Here is a 20,014-nt window from a genome sequence, read left to right on the forward strand (position 1 = left end):
ATCACCTTTTTAAGAGGCGAACAGAAGCAACAAGATGAGATACTAATTAAAAAAGGAGATAACTATGAAACAGAACTACTTCAAAAGAGTCTGCTCACTGCTTTGGCTGGTTTTACCCATGCTTATTATGCCATTGGAAGTAGCAGCTCAAGAGATTATTCCGAACGAAGAGGTGTTGGAATCATTGACTTTCGTTGCACCGGTTGAGGAGACAGACGCAATAGAGGCAGAGGTAGAAGCTCTGCAGGAGATAGTCGCTACTGAGGAGATTGCGGAGCAGGCTGTTCGTTCTTATACCTACACGGTCTATCGTGATGGCGTGAAGATTGCTTCAGGATTGACTGAGCCCACTTTTCTCGATGAAGATGTTCCTGCCGGCGAACATACCTACTGCGTAGAAGTACAGTATCAGGAAGGCGTATCCGACAAAGTATGCGTGGACGTAGAGGTGAAGGACTTCAAACCGGTTACCAATCTCACCGGAACTGCTTCCAATGACGAAGTTTCTTTGGACTGGGACGGTGTGGAAGAGAAAGCAGAAGAGCCGGCAAGAGATAAAGCAGTCAGCTACAACGTCTACAAGAATGGAACCTTGATCGGTAATACAGCTGAAACTCATTATGTGGAGACCGGTGTAGCCAATGGTACATACATCTACGAAGTGGAAGTAAAGTATCCTGACGGAGTATCTCCGAAGGTGGCTGTAACCGTGACCGTGACCAACAGCTCATTGAGCAATGTAGATGGACAGGCTCCTTACACATTGCGAGTAGAAGGCAAGAAGATTATTGCGGAAGCCCATGGTATGATCACGCTCTACGACATCAACGGACGTACCGTGGCCGTAGCCCCGAATCGATTGGAATACATGGTGCAAACCGGGTTCTATGCAGTGCGCTTCGATGTGGGGAATAAACACCATGTATCGAAAATACAAGTAAGATAAAGCGGATACTTTCCCCTGACTAAAGACAAAGAGGCTGTGTCGAAATTATTTTTCGATGCAGTCTCTTCTTTTTTGCTACTCATGCCCGTATTGTATTTCCGGTCGGAATCTGCAGGATTGGAGGTGGGGTGAAAAACAAAGGCTTTCGGACGGATGGCGAAAGGTTGTCTCAGCTTCTAATAGATTGGTGGTGAGATGGTCTCTTGGTAAAGGAGGAGAGAAGAGAGGGGGGAGGTTGAGCTTATCCTTGGGCTTCGGATAAAGCTTCGGAAGCCTGTTCCCAGTCCTCCATGGCCTTTTCGAGTTCTTGTTTCATGCCGGCGTATCGCTCGAACAGATTCGCGTCAGTCGCATGTTTCGGATCTTGCAGTAGCATCTCTATTGCCTGTAATTCCGACTCCAATTTTCCGATCCGCTCCTCGCAGGTTGCTACGGTTCGCTCCAACGTGCGCAGCTGTTTGGCTACCTCCTTTTGCCGACGGTAGTCCGCTTTGGCTTCCGTTTCAGGTATAGCCTCCCGTGTGGTTTTTGTTTCGATCGTAGTGGTTCGCTCCAGCTCTGTCAGCGTCTGCATACGGCGGGTCCGGAGATAGTCGTATATACCTCCGAGGTGTTCGTTCACCTGTCCATCTGCAAATTCATACACCTTGCTGACAAGCCCATCGAGGAACTCACGGTCGTGAGATACTACGATGACAGTCCCATCGAAGTTCTTGATCGCCTCTTTCAGTACATCCTTCGAGCGCATATCGAGGTGATTGGTCGGCTCATCGAGAATAAGGAAGTTAGCCGGCTGTAGCAAAAGCCTGATAATAGCCAATCGTGCTCGTTCTCCTCCACTCAGGACACTTACTTTCTTTTCCGATGCTTCGCCCCCGAAGAGAAAAGCCCCGAGCAAATCGTTCAGGCGCAGACGGATGTCGCCCACGGCCTCACGGTCTATCGTGTCGAATACCGTGAGATCCCCTCTTAGCTCTTGGGCTTCGTTTTGGGCAAAGTAGCCCAGCTGCACGTTGTGCCCCAGTTCGAGCTTGCCGGTGTAGTCTGTCAGCTCTCCCATGATACACTTGACCATGGTACTTTTGCCGGCACCGTTTTTGCCTACGAAAGCCACCTTTTCGCCTCTTTCGATGGTGTATGTAGCTCCGGAAAACACCCGATGATCACCATAGGCCTTGGCCAAATCATCCACTATTAGCGGATAACTGCCGGAAGGCTGTGCCGGGATAAAGCGGAAGTGAAATGCCGAACGATCCCGCTCGTCTATCTCCACGCGCTCTACTTTCTCCAACTGTTTGATCCGGCTCTGTACCTGTACGGACTTCGTGGCCTTGTATCTGAATCGTTCGATGAAGTCCTCCGTATCGCGGATCATCTTCTGCTGATTCTCGTAGGCACGCATCTGCTGTCGCAGTCGCTCTTCGCGTAGCTCCACGTAATGGCTGTAGTTGGTCTTGTAGTCGTATATATGTCCCAGTTCTATTTCGATAGTGCGCGTCGTGGTATTGTCGATGAATGCCCTGTCGTGGGATACGAGGATAACGGCTCCTGCATTGGTGGCGATGAACTGCTCCAGCCAGCCGATGGATTCGATGTCGAGGTGATTGGTCGGCTCGTCGAGCAGCAAAACTTCGGGGCGTTGGAGCAGAAGTTTGGCCAGCTCTATCCGCATACGCCATCCTCCGCTGAAATCGGCTGTGGGGCGGTGGAAGTCCTCTTGGCCGAAGCCCAGACCGATCAATGTCTGTTCGATCGCAGCATGATAGTTGCCCTGCTGCATGAGAGAGAGGGTCTCGCTCATATTCGTATAATGCTCTATCAGTCGGATATAGTCATCCGATTCGTAGTCCGTACGTCCGGCCATCTCATCGGACAGACGCCGTATCTCTTCCTCTATTTGGCGAATATCGTTGAAAGCCTGCTCGACCTCTTCGTAAACCGTGTGTCCGTCCTGCAAACGCATCACCTGCGGCAGATAGCCTATGCGGATCCCCTTGGGGCGTGCTATGTGTCCGGATGTCGGTTCTTCCATGCCGGCAATCAGCTTGAGCAGCGTACTCTTGCCGGCACCGTTCTTCCCTACAAGGGCGATACGGTCGCGCCTGTTGATGACGAATGATACCTGATCGAAGAGCAGACGGGTGCCGAAATCGACAGTCAGGTTATTGACGGAGATCATGACTTCGTGCTCATTCGTTTGATGATGTTGTATGCTTTGTAGAGGCCGTATTCGCCTGCCCGACTCAGATCGGCGATGCCTTCTTTGGCCTTTCCGCGCGAAAGCAACAGCAGGCCGCGATTGAAATAAGCATCGGCAAACTCCGGATAGGCTTTGATGGCGCGGTCGTAGTCCGACAGGGCAGCATCCGTATCGCCTCGTCTGGCCAGTAGTACGGCACGATTGTAGTAGGCATAGGCAAAATTCGGATCCAGCTCGATCGTGCGGTTCAGGTCGCGCATCACCAGCTCACCGTCCATATCCGATATGGCAGGCTTACGCTCGGGGGACTCGGCAGCCGCCGGTACTCCCATTGCATTGGTTCGCGGTGTCGTGATCAAAGCTTTTGTCATGGCATTCACCGTTTCGGCCTCTTGGTGGATAAAGGAGGCTCCCTGACGAGCCTCGACCAGCTTGGCACGTGCTATGGCTCGTCCGAAGTATGCGAGGGCAAACTGCTTGTTCAGCTCTACAGCCTGCTCGAAATCGACAATGGCCTGCTCCAAATTCTGTATCAGCATATAGTCCAAAGCGCGACGGAAGCACAGATCGGCATTGCCGGCAGTCCTCTCGGATATTTCCGTTATGTCCTGTTCGTGATAGGCCACCTGATCTTGACTCAGAGCTACCTCACGGTTGATCGGTTTGAGTCGCTTGGGCAGAACCTTTTTGTCGTTGAAGCGAGCAATGGCTTCCGAGTAGTAGACGCGCGGCACCTCTTCGGAAGAGGACTGCTCGTAGTAGCTGAGGACGAATAGCGGCGAGGGCTGTACCTCTACATCGTTGTCCTGAATCCGCCCACGTATCCGACTGGAGTAGCGTGTGCGCTTCTCGGAGGATTTCTCGGATACGACGAGCAGGTTGAACTTCTCTATCGTTTCGTCGCTATCCTCACGTGTCTCTTTGGTCGAAGTCGAAGAGCTGCTTTTTTTCGTTTTTTTTGTCTTGCTCTGTGCCGCTTTTTCTATGTCGAAAGCGCGCCAGTAGTCCCGTTCGGCTCCGCGAGTGTCGCCCAATGCCTTTTTGGCTTGGGAGCGAGCATAGTAGCCGACGACAAAGTCAGGATAGTGTCCCAGCACTTTGTCGAAGTCGGTAATGGCTTTTCGGTTCTCGTTGATCTGCGTGAGGAGGATGGCACGGTTGTAGAGTGCATGATAGTTCTCCGGCTCCAGACGGATGACTACATCGAAGTCCTCGATGGCATTGTTCACGTCACCGAGGTAAGAGCGGAGCAAGGCACGGTTGAAACGTGCCAACTTGTCGTTCGGCTTTTGGCGAACGACGTGGCTGTAGTCATCCATAGCTCCACGCAAGTCGTTCGATTGGTAGCGGATGACACCGCGGTTGATATAGTTGGACAGTTCGCTCGGCTCCAATTCTATTGCTTTGTCCAGGGCTGCCATAGCCTCTGCGTTGCGCTTGCTCTTGAGGTGCAGCATGGCCATCTGCGAATAGGCAGGAGCAAAGAGAGAGTCCATCCGAAGTACCTCGTTCAGTTCGCGAATGGCTGCGACGGTATCCTGCTCGCCCAGCTCTATCGCGCTGAGAGCTATATGTGCTTGCTTGCTTTTGGGGTAGAATTTGAGCAGTTCGGCTACCCCTTCCCGTGCTTCGGCATAGCGTTTGCTGTCGGTGAGCACTCCGGTCAGATTCACCAGCATGCCCTCATCGTTCGGCATCAGCTCCAATCCGCGACGGTAGTCCTGAATGGCCGAATCGATTTTGCCCAGATTCTGCCGTGCCACGCCCCGAAGAAGATATGCTTTGGGGATGAGCGCATTGCGCTGCAGGCAGGCCGAAGCATCGGCTTCCGCCCCTGTATAGTCTTCCAGACTGATTTTGGCTATTCCCCGATAGAAATAAGGCTCCGCCATCCACGGGCGCAGGCCTACCACTTGGTTGAAGTACCCGATGCTCACCACGTAGTCGTTGAAGTAGAGAGCATTGCGCCCGATCGTGATCACCCGATCGACGTCTATCTGCGCCCGAGCTGTGGCCACGGAGAGCAGGAGCAGGAGGAAGAATAAGGAGCGTTTGAATGTCATAATCAGAGCCGGGGAGAAATGGATTTGACTACGGCTTACCGTCTTTTGCCGGTCGGAGCTGTCACTACGCGGTACGAAGTCCGTACTTTGCCTTTGATGATATTCTGCAGCTTCCCTTTGATCAGCTGCTTGCGTATCGGACTGATGTGGTCGATGAAGAGCTTCCCGTCGATATGGTCGTATTCGTGCTGTACCACTCTTGCCGCAAAGCCGTGGAGCACCTCTTCGTGCGGCTGAAAGTCCTCGTCCACATAGCGAATACGGATGGAGGTGGGGCGTTCCACCTTCTCGTGTATGGCCGGAAGGCTGAGGCAACCTTCGTATTCGGTGCAGAGATCTTCGCCTCGCTCTTCGATATGGGCGTTGATCATCACGCGCTTGAACCCGGCACATTCGGGGTAATCCTCTTTCAGCGGATCGGCATCGATCACGAGTACCCTGATGGGTAAGCCTATTTGAGGAGCTGCCAGGCCGATGCCGTCGGAGTGGTACATGCTCTCCGTCATGTTGGCTATCAGCTCTTTCAGTTTGGGATAGTCCGGAGTTATATCTTCTGCTACTTTTCTCAGCACCGGATGTCCGTATAGGTAGATAGGAAGGAGCATTGTTCTATCGAATAGTGTTTGTGTTCTTGTGATTGTCTTTTCTCTTGTCTTTTGGGTGGAAAATGCCGTCCCCGTCTCGAAGCAGGGGGAATAAGCCGTCTCGCTCATCTGTCGGGATTGTCCAGATACGACTGTAGGATGATGACCGCACTGACCTCATCCACCAGAGCCTTGTCTCGCCGTTTCATCTTGCCTATCCCGGCTTCCAGAATAGTCCTCTGTGCCATGCGCGAGGTGAAGCGTTCGTCCACGTACGTTATAGGTATAGAGGGGAAGGCTTGGGCAAGTTTAACGGCGAAGGGGCGGATATAGGTCATCGATTCGGACTCTTCGTAGTTCATCCGGCGCGGCAGTCCCAGCACAAAACGCTCCACCGGCTCCCGGCTGACGTAGTCCCGCAGGAAGTCCAGCAGCGTATGGGTAGGTACAGTGGTCAGTCCGCCCGGAATGATTTTCAGTGGGTCGGTGACGGCAAGTCCCGTCCTTTTGCGTCCGTAGTCGATAGCCAGTATTCGTCCCATATCCGTGCAAAAATACGAAACTAAAGCCAGTTCCATTCCTTTCAATTCCCTTTGGCTCCTGATGCGCATTCCCCAAACGTGAAAAACACGAGCCGCAAATACTCGAATCGCCGAACCACAGTTTCTGAAAACACGTGCCAAAACTTTTTCCTTTTGGCGCGAGAATTTTTTCATTCCCGAACCAAAACGAAAAAATTCTCGCGCCACCTTTTTCAGTACCACAAGCACCGGTTTTTACGAGCCATTTTTCCCTTTTTGAGACCTTTGCACAACAAACAGTCACTTTTATTCATTTGATAATCTACCGCGGTAGACTCCTTGCTGCAGGCCTGCGGCAAGAAATCTTTATGCACAAAATCATCATTGCCGGTGTGCGGACAGCAGCTATCCGAGTCTCAGCTTCATCGGACAGGATCGATATTAGATAACAGGTTGGTTTACAACGAGACAATACTTTCTATATATTTGGAATAATATGTCAAATACCAAAACGACAGTATGATGAACATACGAGTTATTTTCAGTCTATTTCTTGCTTTGACTATTGGTCTTACTGCAATGAATGCACAGAATCCTTATGCGACCTTGGAGAAGGAGCTGGAACAATACCGTCAGGAACGCCGTCCGCGCAAGGTGGCCGAGACGCTGAAGAAGATCAGGGTGATGGCCGAATCTCGCCGTGATGTCCCCATGCTCCTGCACAGCATGTTCCTCTATGACGATCCGGAGAACGACATCAATGACTATCCCGAGGAGCCGTTGATGAACGACCTCGACAAACTCATGCAGGCCTCGTGGCTCAGGCCTGTGGATCGGGCCATGATTCTCTTCATGCGACTGAGAATGTACGTCCGATACGGACAGTTCGGACCTGCGTATATGATGGGTGCAGTCCATGGCGATCCGAAAGACAATCGTCTGAGCCTATGGAGCGAAAAACAGTTCGAAGACGCTTTCCTGCGAGATTTCGATGCATTTCTCTCCTATCGCAAAGCCCTTCTGCAAGCCCGAACGGAGGACTTCCGTCCTTTGTTCGAATCTCAACCGAAAAAATGTGCTGCACCTCCCCGTTCACTCTATCAGAGCTGTATATCCGTCCTTGCCCTTGCTGTCGGTAGCAGTTCGGAAGCTGACGGAAAGATTTCGCATGCTCTCGAACAGGAACTGCGCCAAGCAGCATCTTATCTCTCTGACAGACGTGAGCGGCTCGAGATGGAGACCGACCGATTGGACTATGAGAAGCGGCGTCGAAAGCTCGATGATGCAGCTTCCTATCGTCGGATGGACGAGCTGATAGCAGCGTATTCGGATCTCCCCGATGTAATCGGTATGGTGGACAGACGAGTGAATGCCTATTGTGATGAAGAGGAGTATGTATCTGCTCTCGACCTGTGCAACAGCTATCTGTCCAAGTATCCGGAGGCTCCTCGTATCAACCTGCTGAAAAGCTCTCGGGCTTCGCGCATTTTGGCTTCTTTCGTCAAGTGCGACTATCCCCTCCGGCTACATACACGCCTCCCGAAGAGCATGCGGATCGCATCGCGCAATGTCGGCTCCGTCCTCATCAGTCTGTACTGGCTGGATATGAATGGCTCGCAAGCTGCTGATATAAGGCAGGAGGATCTGCACTTGTATGCGAAAGGAACACCTTTTTGGACGGAAAGCATCCGGACACAGGGCTGGGCCGATATGAAAATGGATTCGATCCGCTGTACACTTCCGGATCTGCCCAAGGGGGTCTATCTGGTGAAAGCCTCGGCAGAGCAGTGTGTACTCGAAAAGACCAAGCCGGTGCCCCAATACAGTCTGCTCCATGTATCGGATCTCTTCTTCCTCGCTCAGCAGGCCATGCCGGGTGTGCAGGTACTCGATGCGCTGACGGGCAAGCCCGTGGAAGGCGCATCGGTGGATGCTTCCATGCGTTATTCTATAGACCGATCGGTTCATACCCTTTCTCCCACGGATCGGTACGGTCGGATCAATCTGCGGAAAAGCTACAACCGCTTCTTCCCCTATACCGACGGTGACCGCTCGTATCCCGTTGTTTCTGCCTATACCTACAAACAGGATCAGGTGGATCTTTCCAAGAAGAATGAGCGCAAGTATATCGTCTCCACGGATCGCGCCATCTATCGTCCGGGGCAGAAAGTTCATTTCTTCGGCCAGTGCGACCGGATAGGTTATGCCGTGGAGGACGCACGCGCCATCGGTGGATCGGAAGTTGAAGTCGTGCTGGAAGATGCTAACTCCAAGGAGATCGGTCGGCTGCTATGCCAGGCAGATGAGATGGGACGTTTCTCCGGTAGCTTCGACCTCCCGACAGGGATCTTGAATGGCCTGTTCGGACTACGAGTGGGGGGGGATACATATCCCTTTAGTGTGGAAGAGTACAAGCGGCCTACATTCGAAGTCGGCCTCCGGAGTCCCGACGCTGCATATGCTATGGGCGACACCCTCCGCATACGAGGTGAAGCCAAGACCTTTACCGGAATCGGTATGCGAGGAGCTACGGTGAACTATCGGCTGAGCCTGACCCCCTATACGCGTCGGTGGTGGGGCAGACCTGTGGCCGATAGGGTCGTACAGACCGGTGAGGCAGTGGTAGATGAATCGGGGTACTTCGTCATACCTGTTTCGCTGTCTCGGCCGGAAGGACGGGAAGACTATTCCTACTGCCTCTACACGCTATCGGCGGATGTGACCGCCCCCGGTGGCGAGACGCAGACCGCCGTACTCCGAATACCCGTGGGAAAAGAACCCAAGAGGGTGGACGTCGAAGTGGGTAAATACATTCGTGCCAACGAAGACAACTGGCTTGCCACCTCTCTGCCGGATCTGACATTCACCCTTACCAATACTTCCGGACAGACGGTGGAGGGATCCATCGCCTACTTCCTGTGCGATGCCGACAATGAACGTATCGGTCGGCTTTATACCGCAGCTTCAGGTGTGGTGACGCCTGCTCCGGCCGAATGGGGCAAGTTGCCTTCGGGACAGTACCGATTGCGTTTTGGCGAGAGTGGCGGAGAGGATTCCGACTTTGTTACGAAGGACGTTTATCTCTTCCGTCCGAAAGATCGTCAGTTGTCGAATCCCTCCCAAGGCCTTTGGACATATGTGGCGGAGGAGAAATACGACAGTCACCGCCCTGCCCGCATCCTGGTCGGTGCCGCTCCCAAGGATGCGGATGCTCAGGAGTTGTATCTGTTCTACGACCTGACTCAGGCAGGCCGATTCATCGAAAGGAAGATGATCGCTTGCCGGCCGGGTGAGATCATCGAGATAGTGCCGACGCTTTCGGCAGCTCCGTTGCCGGAGAGTATGAATGTTTCTCTCTATTATGTATATGGAGGGAGGCTGTATAGTCGAAGCATAGATCTGGAACGCAGACTGCCCAAGCGAGAGATAAAGATGTCGTGGAGTACTTTCCGCGACAAGCTCCGACCCGGTGAGAAAGAGACATGGAAGCTCCGTCTCGCCGATGCGGAGGGCAAACCGCTTTCCCACACCATGATGGCTGCTTGGATGTACGATGCTGCTCTTGATAAGATCGTGCATGGTTCTGTTTTCTCCTCCCGATTCTTCTCTTTTGCCGACTCTCCGGCTTCTTTGGTTAGGTTGTCTTTCCCGAATAGCGGGTATCGAGTGTCGGGGTCTGTGGAGGATTCTTACGTGCAAGTCGGGTTCAAACACCCTGTTTTCAAAACTCCCCAACTCTGTCTCTGGTCTGCTACCGGTTATAGATATGTGTCTTCGGATTATTATTATGATGGACCGATGATATTTGTGGGATATGGAGTTCCGGAAGCCAAATCGGTCGATGCTTTCCCGATGGAAGAGAAAGCTGCTCGGGCAGATGCGGTAAATGAAGCAGAACCCGAATCGAAGGAATCCGGGATTCAAGAATCCTCCGTGCGTACCAATTTCGCTGAGACTGCATTCTTCGAGCCGGCATTGCTGACCGATGAACGAGGCGAAGTTTCTTGGTCTTTCACTCTGCCCGAGACACTGACGCGCTGGCACCTGCTCCTCTTTGCACATACGAAGGATATGCGGTTGGGCATGAAAGACGAAAGCGTGGAGGTGCGGAAAGACTTTATGCTTACACCCAATTTGCCACGATTCCTGAGAATGGGAGACAAGGGTACGGCTTCGGCTTCGATTCGGAACGAGAGCGAGACGATGCAGCAGGGCTTCGTCCGTATGGAACTGTTCGACCCTGCTACCGACAAGCTATTGGGCGGCGAGAGGCTTCCGTTCTCGGTGGAAGCCGGTGGTACGGTTACGGTGTCGTTTCCGCTCGATCCTGTCTCCGGATATGATGCTCTGGGTGTACGTTTGTTAGCCGAAAGCCAAGACTTCAGCGATGGAGAGCAGCACTCGATCGTGCAACTGCCGGCTACGGAGCGAGTGGTGGAGACCATACCGTTGATTCTCTACGGCGGACAGTCTCAAACGGTGGATCTGGATAGTCTATTTCCCCATCGCAGCGGCAGACCGGCTATGGGTACAATGGCTCTTCAGGTGGTGAGCAATCCGCTTTGGGTGGCCGTACAGGCCTTGCCCGTGATGACTGATGTACACGAGGAAGATGCCGTTTCGGTGGCTTCGGCTCTTTATGCCAATAGTATTGCTGCTGCCCTTGTTTCGGGTCGCTTGCTGCATACTCCTGCTTTGGGTGAGAGTTTGCGGCACTACTTGGCGCAGCCCTTGGATACACTCGCTTTACAAAAATCGCCCTTGTCCTCGGACGAATTGCCTTGGCGCGCGGAGATGCTGGCCGAACAGAACAGTCGTCAGCGTTTGCAGGCTCTCGTGGCTTCGGATCGTCTGACATGGACGGAGCAGATGCTGACTGACAAACTGAAAAGGCTGCAAAAGTCTGACGGTTCGTGGGCTTGGCATCCTGAGATGTCTTCCAACGATTATCTGACGGACTATGTGATGACGATGCTGGTACGTCTCTCCGCTCTTACCGCTGCACCGGAGCATAAGGAGTTTCAGGCGGTGAAGCGTATGGGGTGGAATGCTCTCGATGATGCTGCCTCACGACTGATGGATAGAATGAAGGAATACGAAAAGAAAACCAAGAGTAAGTACAAAATACTGCCGGAACGAGCACTCAACTATCTCTATCTGCTTACGATCGACAGTCGCAACCCAAGCTCTCGTGGCCATGCTGCCCGCATGTATTTCCTCGATATTCTCGGCCGATCCCTTCCGCATATCTCCATTTTGGATATGCCGCGAGCTGCCATCGTACTCCACGGTGTAGGGCGTAAGGCACTGGCCGATGATTTCCTCCGTTCTATCCGTGAGCATATCATCCGCACACCGGATCAGGGTGCGCACTTTGCGCTGTCTTCAGGCGGATATTATTGGTGCGACCGTCGCTATGGTATGCAGACGGACGCGATCGAGGCCTTCGCTCGTATCGGTACGTCTCAGGACAGCTCTCGTATCGAAGGCTTGCAGATGTGGCTCCTCAATCAGAAAAGAACTCAGCTTTGGCCGAGTCTGCCGGCTTCTTCCGATGCGGTATATGCTCTCTTGTTAGGTGTAGGAAAAGATCGAATGGTAGAAGCCACTGTGTCTGTCCGGGCTCCTGTACCTGCCTTGTCAGGTACATTTGCCGGTGCAGGCGAAAGTCGGATCGTTACGGTGGAAGATCTTCCGCAAGGCAAACTAAGTGCAGAGCTTGCTCGTTCCGGAAAAGGATTTGCTTGGGCTTCCTTCTTGGCGGAATACGATGCGCCGGCGGCGGATCTCGTAGCTACGGGTAATGGCTTGTCGGTAGAGAAGCATCTTTTCTCCGAGCAGGTGATAGATGGCAAGCTAACGCTCGTACCTCTCCGAGAGGGCGATCGGCTGGAAGTCGGTAAACGGCTCGTGACGCAACTGACCATTACGCTCGATCGCGATATGGACTTCATTGTCCTGACGGACAAGCGAACGGCTGCGGTGGAACCTATCGGCCAACTTTCGGGTTATGATTATGCAGCCGGAACGTTCTACTACAGAGAAATAAAGGATAGCAGCACGCGTTTCTATTTCGATCGTCTGGTAAGAGGATCCTACAAGCTTCAATACTCCACCGTTGTGGTTCGTTCGGGAGCTTATGCCTCAGGTATCGCTACCGTGAGCAGTGCCTATGCACCGGAGTTTACTGGTCATACCGATGGCGGCAGACAGCTGCAAACAGTTCCGGTCGCAAATACTCAATAAACTAAAGAAGCAAATGAACCAACAACCAATCAAAATCGCCGTATTCGGACTCGGTGGAGTAGGTGGCTACTACGGAGCCATGCTTGCTCTCCGCGCAGCTGCGACGGACGGCCTCCTCGAAGTTTCTTGGATAGCGCGCGGAGCACATTTGGAAGCCATCCGCGCGGCAGGAGGTCTACGAGTGGTCACTCCCTCACGAGATTTCCTTGCTCGTCCTACCTGTGTCACGGATAATCCTGCCGAAGTCGGCACAGTCGATTATATCCTCTTTTGTACCAAGGACTATGACATGGAGAGGGGAGTAGCAGAAATTCGTCCGATGATCGGGCAGAACACGAAGATCCTGCCCTTGCTCAACGGTGCAGACATAGCGGAACGCATGCGTACCTATCTGCCCGATACGGTCGTATGGAAAGGATGTGTCTATATTTCTGCTCGCAAGAGTGCCCCCGGCTTAATCACGCTGGAGGCTGATCGCGAACTTTTCTATTTCGGTTCGGGACTTCCCGAGCAGACGGATGATGAGGTGCGCCTTGCCGAACTGCTTACTGCTGCGGGTATTCGTGCATATAATCCGACCGATATCGATTGGTACATTATGAAGAAATTCATGATGATCTCCGTAACGGCTACCGCTACGGCCTACTTCGACAAACCCATCGGCTCGATTTTAACCGAACACGAACCCGAGCTGCTGTCTTTATTGGAAGAGGTCGCCGAGCTTTTCCGCGCCAAATACGGGCAAGTCCCCGATGATGTAGTCCAACAGCTACTGGACAAACAGCGAAAGATGCCTCCCGAAAGTACTTCTTCTATGCACAGCGATTTCTTGCGGGGCGGATCCACGGAAGTGGAGACGCTGACCGGCTATGTCGTGCGTGAGGCCGAGGCTCTTCGTGTGGATCTGCCGATGTATAAGCGGATGTACAGGGAGTTGGTAAGCCGGACCGCAAACTGATCCGGAGAAACAGCGATAGATAAAGCGAGAGGGGAGACAAACCCGAAGCAAAGCAGGCTGTTGCAGCCATTATGCTTCTCGGGTTTATCTTCCCTCTCGTTTGCTTATACGTCTCGTTGCGGCCGAAAAGACGCTTATTGGCCGTAAAGCTTTTGGCGCATCTCTGCTACGATCGGGTCGGTGATGTAGTCATCGTAGTCCATGATCTTGTCTATGATCCCATTCGGTGTCAGTTCGATGATACGGTTGGCCACTGTTTGGATAAACTCATGGTCATGACTGGCGAAGAGGACATTGCCACGATAAGTCTTGAGTGTATTGTTGAATGCCTGAATGGACTCGAGGTCGAGGTGGTTGGTCGGCGTGTCCAAAACGAGTGTATTGGCATCCAGCATCATCATCTTAGAGATCATACAACGCATCTTCTCCCCTCCGGAGAGGACGGATGCCTTTTTGAGAATCTCCTCTCCGCTGAACAGCATACGGCCGAGGAAACCTTTGAGAAAAACTTCGTTCGTATCCTTGGCAAACTGAGACAACCACTCCACGAGATTCAGATCTGTATTGAAATAGCCCGAATTGTCCAGTGGCAGATAAGCCGTGGTAATGGTTTGCCCCCATTCGTATGTACCTTCATCGGGTGTCATCTCTCCGTTGATAATACTGAATAGGGCGGTCATCGCACGAGGATCTCGGCTGATAAAGACAATCTTGTCGTCCTTTTCGACATTGAAGTTCAGATCACGGAAAAGAAGTTGCCCTTCGATACTCTTGGTCAGCCCCTTTACTTCCAGAATCTTATTGCCGGGTTCGCGACCGGGTGTAAAGAGAATACCCGGATAGCGACGGGAAGAGGGAGTAATCTCTTCGATATTGAGCTTCTCAAGCATCTTCTTGCGACTCGTCGTTTGCTTACTCTTAGCTACGTTCGCACTGAAGCGGCGGATAAACTCTTCCAACTCCTTCCGCTTCTCTTCGGCCTTCTTGTTCTGCTGCTGTTGCTGGCGCAGAGCGAGCTGGCTGGATTCGTACCAGAAGCTGTAGTTGCCGCTGAACTGTTGTACCTTGCCGAAGTCGATGTCCACCGTATGGGTACAGACCGAATCGAGGAAGTGGCGGTCGTGGCTTACGACGAGCACGGTGTTTTCGAAGTTGCTCAGATAGTTTTCCAACCATGAAACGGTCTCGAGGTCGAGGTCGTTCGTTGGCTCGTCGAGCAAGAGGTTGTCGGGCTTACCGTATAGGGCGCGCGCCAGTAACACACGCACCTTTTGCTTTCCGCTCAGATCCTTCATCAGCATATAGTGCAGATCCTCTTTGATGCCAAGTCCGCTCAGCAACATGGCTGCATCGCTCTCGGCATTCCAGCCTTCCATTTCGGCGAATTTGTCCTCCAGCTCTGCTACCCGTGTACCGTCTTCGTCGCTGAAGTCCGGTTTGGCGTAGAGCGCATTCTTCTCCTCCATGATAGCCCAGAGGACGGAGTGCCCCATCAGCACGGTATCCATCACTGTATTCTCATCGAAAGCAAAGTGATCCTGGCTCAGCACCGAAAGGCGCTCACCCGGGCCTAAGGTTACCGTCCCGCGTGTAGGATCAAGCTGCTTGCTGATCACGCGCAGCATGGTGGATTTGCCTGCACCGTTGGCACCGATGATACCATAGCAGTTGCCGGGAGTGAAAGTGAGGTTTACGTCTTGGAAAAGTATTCGCTTGCCGAATTGGACACTCAGGTCATTGACTGTAATCATTATTATATGCTTGATTCGTATCGGGGAATCTCCGAACGAGAGGGTGCGGAGTAGTTGTTTCCCTCCTGATTATATTTTTCGAGTGACAAAATTACTGAAAATAAAGAGACTAACCCCCGTCTCCGAAAGTACGGCTGTAAAGAATAACGAGCGCACGGAGGTTTAGGGGCGACGTTCTATTAAAAAACAGAAAGCGATGTGACGAGATCGCTACTGAGCAAGCAATCTTGGCACACCGCTTTCGCTGATAATCTCGGGGAGATGGTGCAGATGTCAGAAGTAGTACTTCTTTTTGGCTCTGTCGTTCTCTTTAATCGCCCGAAGCGGAGCACTTTTCCCCTCCAGACTCTTGCGCTGTACACCGACGAATATCTTATTGGCCAACTTTTTCAGAATGGGCTGTTGGGCTGCCAACTCCTTGAAGTAGTCTTCTATCGTATGGCGACGGAAGTGCAGGATGGCTTCCAATGCATCCCCATCGGCAAAGTATCCTCCAAAGCGATTGCGTGTGGCAAACGCCCTGTCCGGAAACTCCGGGTAGCCGAGACCGAGCAACTTGAACAGGCGGCGGATATAGTCGGAGTAAACGATGCGACAAGCCTCGCCCCCTCCAACATTGTATGTCCGCCCCCAAAGAGAAGCTTTGTGATCGTATGCCTTCACGCAGGCAGAGGCAAGATCACGGATATGGACGGTCTCGAAGCGTGTGGCCAATGGCATACAGAATACAGAGCTGTTCAGCAAGGACGAATCGTGCCCGAGGATAATACCCGGGCGGTAGATCGTCCATTCGAGGCTGGATTCCTGTACCAGCTTTTCGGCCTGCAACTTGGTCAGAGCATCGTAGTCGCCCATGGAGGGGCAGGTCATATTGTCCGCACTGATCATAGGAGCTTTCAGTCTGTCGCCATATACCCCTACCGTGGAAATGTAGAGCAGGTAGGCGCCCGGGGAGAAGCGTTCCAGATTCTCGATGATGTAGCGCGTACCCATCGTGTTGACGTCCTCTGCCAGTCGAAGACGCTTATCCGCATTAGCTTTCTCAAGGCTCTGGCAATGAATCACAAAATCCTGTCCCTTACAGGCCTCGACGGTATTATCCTGTATGGAACAGTCCCCGTAGAAAATATGAATCTCCTTCTTATACTTTTCGAAGAAAGCCATCGTATGCCCACGCTTGATATCCAAAACGGAAATCTCGAAGACTTTGCGCATCGTAAGGAGTTGAGCCAAAATCTCTCTTCCCAGCGTGCTGCCGGCTCCTGTCAGAAGAACTTTTATCTTGTTAGCCATAACTATTTTTTTCGTCTGTAAGGGATTATTATTTATTGTGCCCTCAAATATAAGGAATTAGGCATTAGTTGCCAAGCAGGAACAGCCGAACAGAGGCAAAAGCACTCCTTACAGGATTGCCGTACGCAGTCCTTTTCGAGATTGTACTTGCAAGTGTGGGCACAATCCCCTTAGCGTTTACCGCCGAAGAAGTCTGCTATAGCCAGCAGCAGTATGGCACCCAATTGCCAAACAGATAGCTGACCAATCTCAACGCTTTTTGCTTAGGAGGTCAGCCAGCAGCAGTAGAACGATGGCCCCCAGCGTAGACGTAGCAAGCCTCGCCAAGAAAGATCCACCATTATATATGCCTATCAAATTCAGCAGGTATCCGCCCAAGACTCCACCCACCAAACCGATGAGAATATTGAGCAACAAGCCCAATGACTTCCCTCGCCGCAATTTGCCGGCTATATAACCGGCCAAAGCACCGATTACAATCGAACCCAATACCGATCCAACCATACTATACTATTATAATTATATGTTCAACCTCTTTGTTCGTTTCCCAATATCTCTTTCAACCACTTTCCCGTATAGGAGGTATCGCATCGCATCACCTCTTCGGGCGTACCTGTTGCGACCAAATAACCACCGGCACCTCCACCCTCAGGGCCTAAGTCGATGATACAGTCGGCACTCTTGATCATCTCCATATTGTGCTCTACCACCACTACCGAATGCCCTTTGTCGATAAGAGCACTCAGTGCGTGCAGCAAGGTACGAATATCATGGATATGTAAGCCCGTAGTCGGTTCGTCGAAGATAAAAAGCGTGGGTGCGGGTTTGGCTTGTCCCAGATATGCAGCCAGCTTGACGCGTTGGTTTTCGCCACCGGAGAGTGTACTGCTACTCTGTCCCAGTTTGAGATACCCGAGTCCGACCTCTCGAAGACATTCGAGCTTCTCCACGATCTTGTCCGTGTAGCCGGCTTTCGGATGATCGGTGAAAAATTCAACGGCCTGATTGACCGTCATCTCCAGCAAGTCGTAAATATTCGCGCCGCAGTACTCCACATCGAGAATCTCCTTGCGGAAACGTTTGCCATGACACTCTTCACACTCCAATACTATATCGGCCATGAACTGCATCTCCACCACGATACTGCCCTCTCCTTTGCAGACCTCGCAGCGGCCTCCTTCCTTATTGAAACTGAAGAAATAGGGCTGGTATCCCATCTGTTTGGACAGTGGCAATGCACTGTAGAGCTTGCGAATATCATCGTAAGCACCTATGTACGTGACCGGGTTGGAGCGGGTGCTGCGACCGAAATTGTTCTGATCCACGTACTGAATGTCTCGGACAGACTTGATGTCCCCGACAATGCCCTCGCAGGCTAACCCTTGTGTGCTACCTCCTTCGAGAATCCTTTTTACTCCTTCGTAGAAAAGATCGCGCACCAAGGTACTCTTTCCCGATCCGCTCACACCGGTCACCACCGTGAGCACGTGCAGCGGGAATCGGACATTCACCCCTTTCAGATTGTGCTTCGAGGCTTCCCGAACTTCGATATATGAGTTCCATGGACGACGCAGGCGTGGCAGTTCGATCTTCTCTCGTCCCGTCAGATAAGCCGCCGTATAGCCCGGAGTATCCTTGTCTATGCGGTCATACTCGCCGGCATAGACCACTTCGCCGCCTTGGCGGCCGGCCTTCGGCCCTATGTCGATGATATAATCAGCTGACCGGATTGTCTCCTCGTCATGCTCGACGACTACAACGGTATTGCCCAGATCGCGCAGTCGCTTCAGAACACCGATAAGCCGATGCGTATCTCGCTGATGCAGACCGATACTCGGCTCGTCCAGCACGTAGAGCGAACCCACCAAGCTGCTGCCGAGCTGCGTAGCCAGACTGATGCGCTGGCTCTCTCCACCCGAGAGCGTATTGGACAGGCGGTCAAGTGTCAGATACCCCAACCCCACTTCGAGCAGGAAGCTTAGCCGCTTGCCTATCTCCTCCAGCAGCCGTCTGCTTATATGTAGATCGTCTTCCGATAGCTGTAGCCCCTCGAAAAATGCCGACGTCTCCTCTACAGTCAGAGCCGTCAGCTCCGATATATTCCGTCCGCCTATTCTCACGCACAGAGCATCCGGCTTGAGTCGCATCCCACGACAATCGGGGCAGGTAGCTTTGCCACGAAAATGCGTCAGCCGGACACGGTTCTGAATCTTGTGCATATCCCTCTGCAGCATAGAGAAATAGTCATCGATACCGATACTCGGGTAATCCGGTTCTCCCGTGGGTACACCACGCCACAGCATATCGCGTTCGGTATCGGATAGCTCTTTGTAGGGCTTGTGTACGGGAAAACCCAGTGGCACACTCTTTTGGATGAAATAGTCCTTCCACATCTGCGACTTGGCCCCTATCCAGCAAGCTACACATTCTTCATAGACAGAGAGGGACTTGTTCGGTACCACCAGATCCTCATCGATCCCCATTACCTTCCCGAAACCTTCGCAAGTAGGGCATGCCCCGATAGGATTGTTGAAGCTGAACATCTCCGGACTCGGCTCCTGAAAGGTACGCCCATCGGCTTCGAACACATTGCTGAACATCCGTTCCTCCACCGTTCCTTCCGGGCTTTCGATGCGCAGCAGGCACGCCCCGTTTCCTTCGAAAAAAGCTGTCTCGGCCGAATCCGCAAGACGCGACTCATAGTCCGCCTTGTCCTCTGCAATCACCAGCCGATCGATAAGCAGGAAGCAGGAGGCCGTATCGGAGAAATCAGTTTCGGCGGATAAAATGTCCTCGATCCGCTTCATCTCCCCGGCAACGAAAATGCGCGTATAGCCCTGCTGCTGTTGGATCTGCAAGTGCTCACGCAGACTACGTCCTTGAGGGGCTTGCAGCCCTACCAGAAGATACAGTTTGGAGCCGATGGGTCGATCGGCAACGTAAGCGACCAGATCGGCCACCGTATGCTTTTTCACCTCCTCTCCGCTTCTCGGAGAGATGGTCCTGCCTACGCGAGCAAAGAGCAGGCGCAGGTATTCGTATATCTCGGTCGATGTGGCTACGGTACTCCTCGGATTGCGGCTTACCACGCGTTGCTCGATGGCAATGGCAGGAGGCACACCGGCGATCAAGTCGCACTCCGGCTTGCGCATCCTTCCCAGAAACTGACGCGCATAGGCAGACAGGCTTTCCACGTAACGTCTCTGGCCTTCCGCATAGAGCGTATCGAAAGCCAAAGAACTCTTGCCCGAACCGGACAGTCCGGTCACCACGACCAGCTTGCCCCGCGGTATAGTCAGCGATATATTCTTCAGATTATTGACGCGTGCCCCTTTGATGATGATGATGGCTTCGCCACTTGTGGGATGCTCGCTTTCCTGCTGCTTCATTCTGCCTGTTTTTTTATTATACAAAGATTAAAGATATCTATTTATACCGTTTCACGCCATTGG

12 protein-coding genes are annotated in these 20,014 nt (G+C 52.5%); 4 read left to right on the forward strand and 8 right to left on the reverse strand.

Annotation, left to right across the window (positions count from 1 at the left end; all coding sequences use genetic code 11):
• The first annotated feature begins 64 nt into the window (after window positions 1-64).
• Window positions 65-946 (forward strand): Rib/alpha-like domain-containing protein, encoded by an 882-nt coding sequence (locus tag PGN_RS09795; protein ID WP_012458726.1) that lies wholly within the window; start codon window positions 65-67, stop codon window positions 944-946.
• A 241-nt stretch (window positions 947-1,187) separates the two neighbouring features.
• Here the strand turns inward: PGN_RS09795 and PGN_RS09800 are convergent, their stop codons facing one another.
• The 4 genes from PGN_RS09800 to ruvX form a co-directional block, all read right to left on the reverse strand.
• Window positions 1,188-3,125, reverse strand: coding sequence for an ABC-F family ATP-binding cassette domain-containing protein (locus tag PGN_RS09800; protein ID WP_012458727.1), 1,938 nt, complete (start codon window positions 3,123-3,125; stop codon window positions 1,188-1,190).
• The gene (locus tag PGN_RS09805; protein WP_012458728.1) at window positions 3,122-5,209 is read right to left on the reverse strand and encodes a tetratricopeptide repeat protein; all 2,088 of its coding nucleotides are present in this window, start codon (window positions 5,207-5,209) and stop codon (window positions 3,122-3,124) included. Before PGN_RS09805 ends, PGN_RS09800 begins: the two co-directional genes overlap by 4 nt.
• A gap of 35 nt (window positions 5,210-5,244) precedes the next feature.
• Window positions 5,245-5,814 carry a peptide deformylase gene (gene def / locus PGN_RS09810; protein WP_012458729.1) on the reverse strand — a complete coding sequence of 190 codons (570 nt, stop codon included), beginning with the start codon at window positions 5,812-5,814 and terminating at the stop codon, window positions 5,245-5,247.
• Between the two features lie 104 nt (window positions 5,815-5,918).
• The gene (gene ruvX / locus PGN_RS09815) at window positions 5,919-6,335 is read right to left on the reverse strand and encodes a Holliday junction resolvase RuvX (RefSeq protein WP_010956521.1); all 417 of its coding nucleotides are present in this window, start codon (window positions 6,333-6,335) and stop codon (window positions 5,919-5,921) included.
• Window positions 6,336-6,413: 78 nt separating this feature from the next.
• Here ruvX and PGN_RS12535 point away from each other — a divergent pair, with 78 nt between their 5' ends.
• The 3 genes from PGN_RS12535 (at window position 6,414) to PGN_RS09825 (ending at window position 13,518) form a co-directional block, all read left to right on the forward strand.
• Window positions 6,414-6,632 carry a DUF1661 domain-containing protein gene (locus PGN_RS12535; protein WP_158298206.1) on the forward strand — a complete coding sequence of 73 codons (219 nt, stop codon included), beginning with the start codon at window positions 6,414-6,416 and terminating at the stop codon, window positions 6,630-6,632.
• Between the two features lie 261 nt (window positions 6,633-6,893).
• Window positions 6,894-12,560 (forward strand): alpha-2-macroglobulin family protein, encoded by a 5,667-nt coding sequence (locus PGN_RS09820; RefSeq protein WP_012458730.1) that lies wholly within the window; start codon window positions 6,894-6,896, stop codon window positions 12,558-12,560.
• Between the two features lie 13 nt (window positions 12,561-12,573).
• Window positions 12,574-13,518, forward strand: coding sequence for a 2-dehydropantoate 2-reductase (locus PGN_RS09825; protein WP_004585609.1), 945 nt, complete (start codon window positions 12,574-12,576; stop codon window positions 13,516-13,518).
• A 134-nt stretch (window positions 13,519-13,652) separates the two neighbouring features.
• Here PGN_RS09825 and PGN_RS09830 read toward each other — a convergent pair whose 3' ends face one another.
• The 4 genes from PGN_RS09830 to uvrA all read right to left on the reverse strand — a co-directional run bounded on the left by PGN_RS09830 (window position 13,653) and on the right by uvrA (window position 19,951).
• Window positions 13,653-15,269, reverse strand: coding sequence for an ABC-F family ATP-binding cassette domain-containing protein (locus tag PGN_RS09830; RefSeq protein WP_004585610.1), 1,617 nt, complete (start codon window positions 15,267-15,269; stop codon window positions 13,653-13,655).
• A gap of 273 nt (window positions 15,270-15,542) precedes the next feature.
• Window positions 15,543-16,562 carry an NAD-dependent epimerase/dehydratase family protein gene (locus tag PGN_RS09835; RefSeq protein WP_004585611.1) on the reverse strand — a complete coding sequence of 340 codons (1,020 nt, stop codon included), beginning with the start codon at window positions 16,560-16,562 and terminating at the stop codon, window positions 15,543-15,545.
• 249 nt (window positions 16,563-16,811) lie between these two features.
• Window positions 16,812-17,066, reverse strand: a complete 255-nt coding sequence (locus PGN_RS09840) for a GlsB/YeaQ/YmgE family stress response membrane protein (RefSeq protein WP_004585612.1) — start codon at window positions 17,064-17,066, stop codon at window positions 16,812-16,814.
• Window positions 17,067-17,089: 23 nt separating this feature from the next.
• Window positions 17,090-19,951, reverse strand: a complete 2,862-nt coding sequence (gene uvrA / locus PGN_RS09845; protein WP_012458731.1) for an excinuclease ABC subunit UvrA — start codon at window positions 19,949-19,951, stop codon at window positions 17,090-17,092.
• Window positions 19,952-20,014 lie beyond the last annotated feature (63 nt).

The sequence above is a fragment of the Porphyromonas gingivalis ATCC 33277 genome (assembly GCF_000010505.1).
GTDB lineage: Bacteria > Bacteroidota > Bacteroidia > Bacteroidales > Porphyromonadaceae > Porphyromonas > Porphyromonas gingivalis.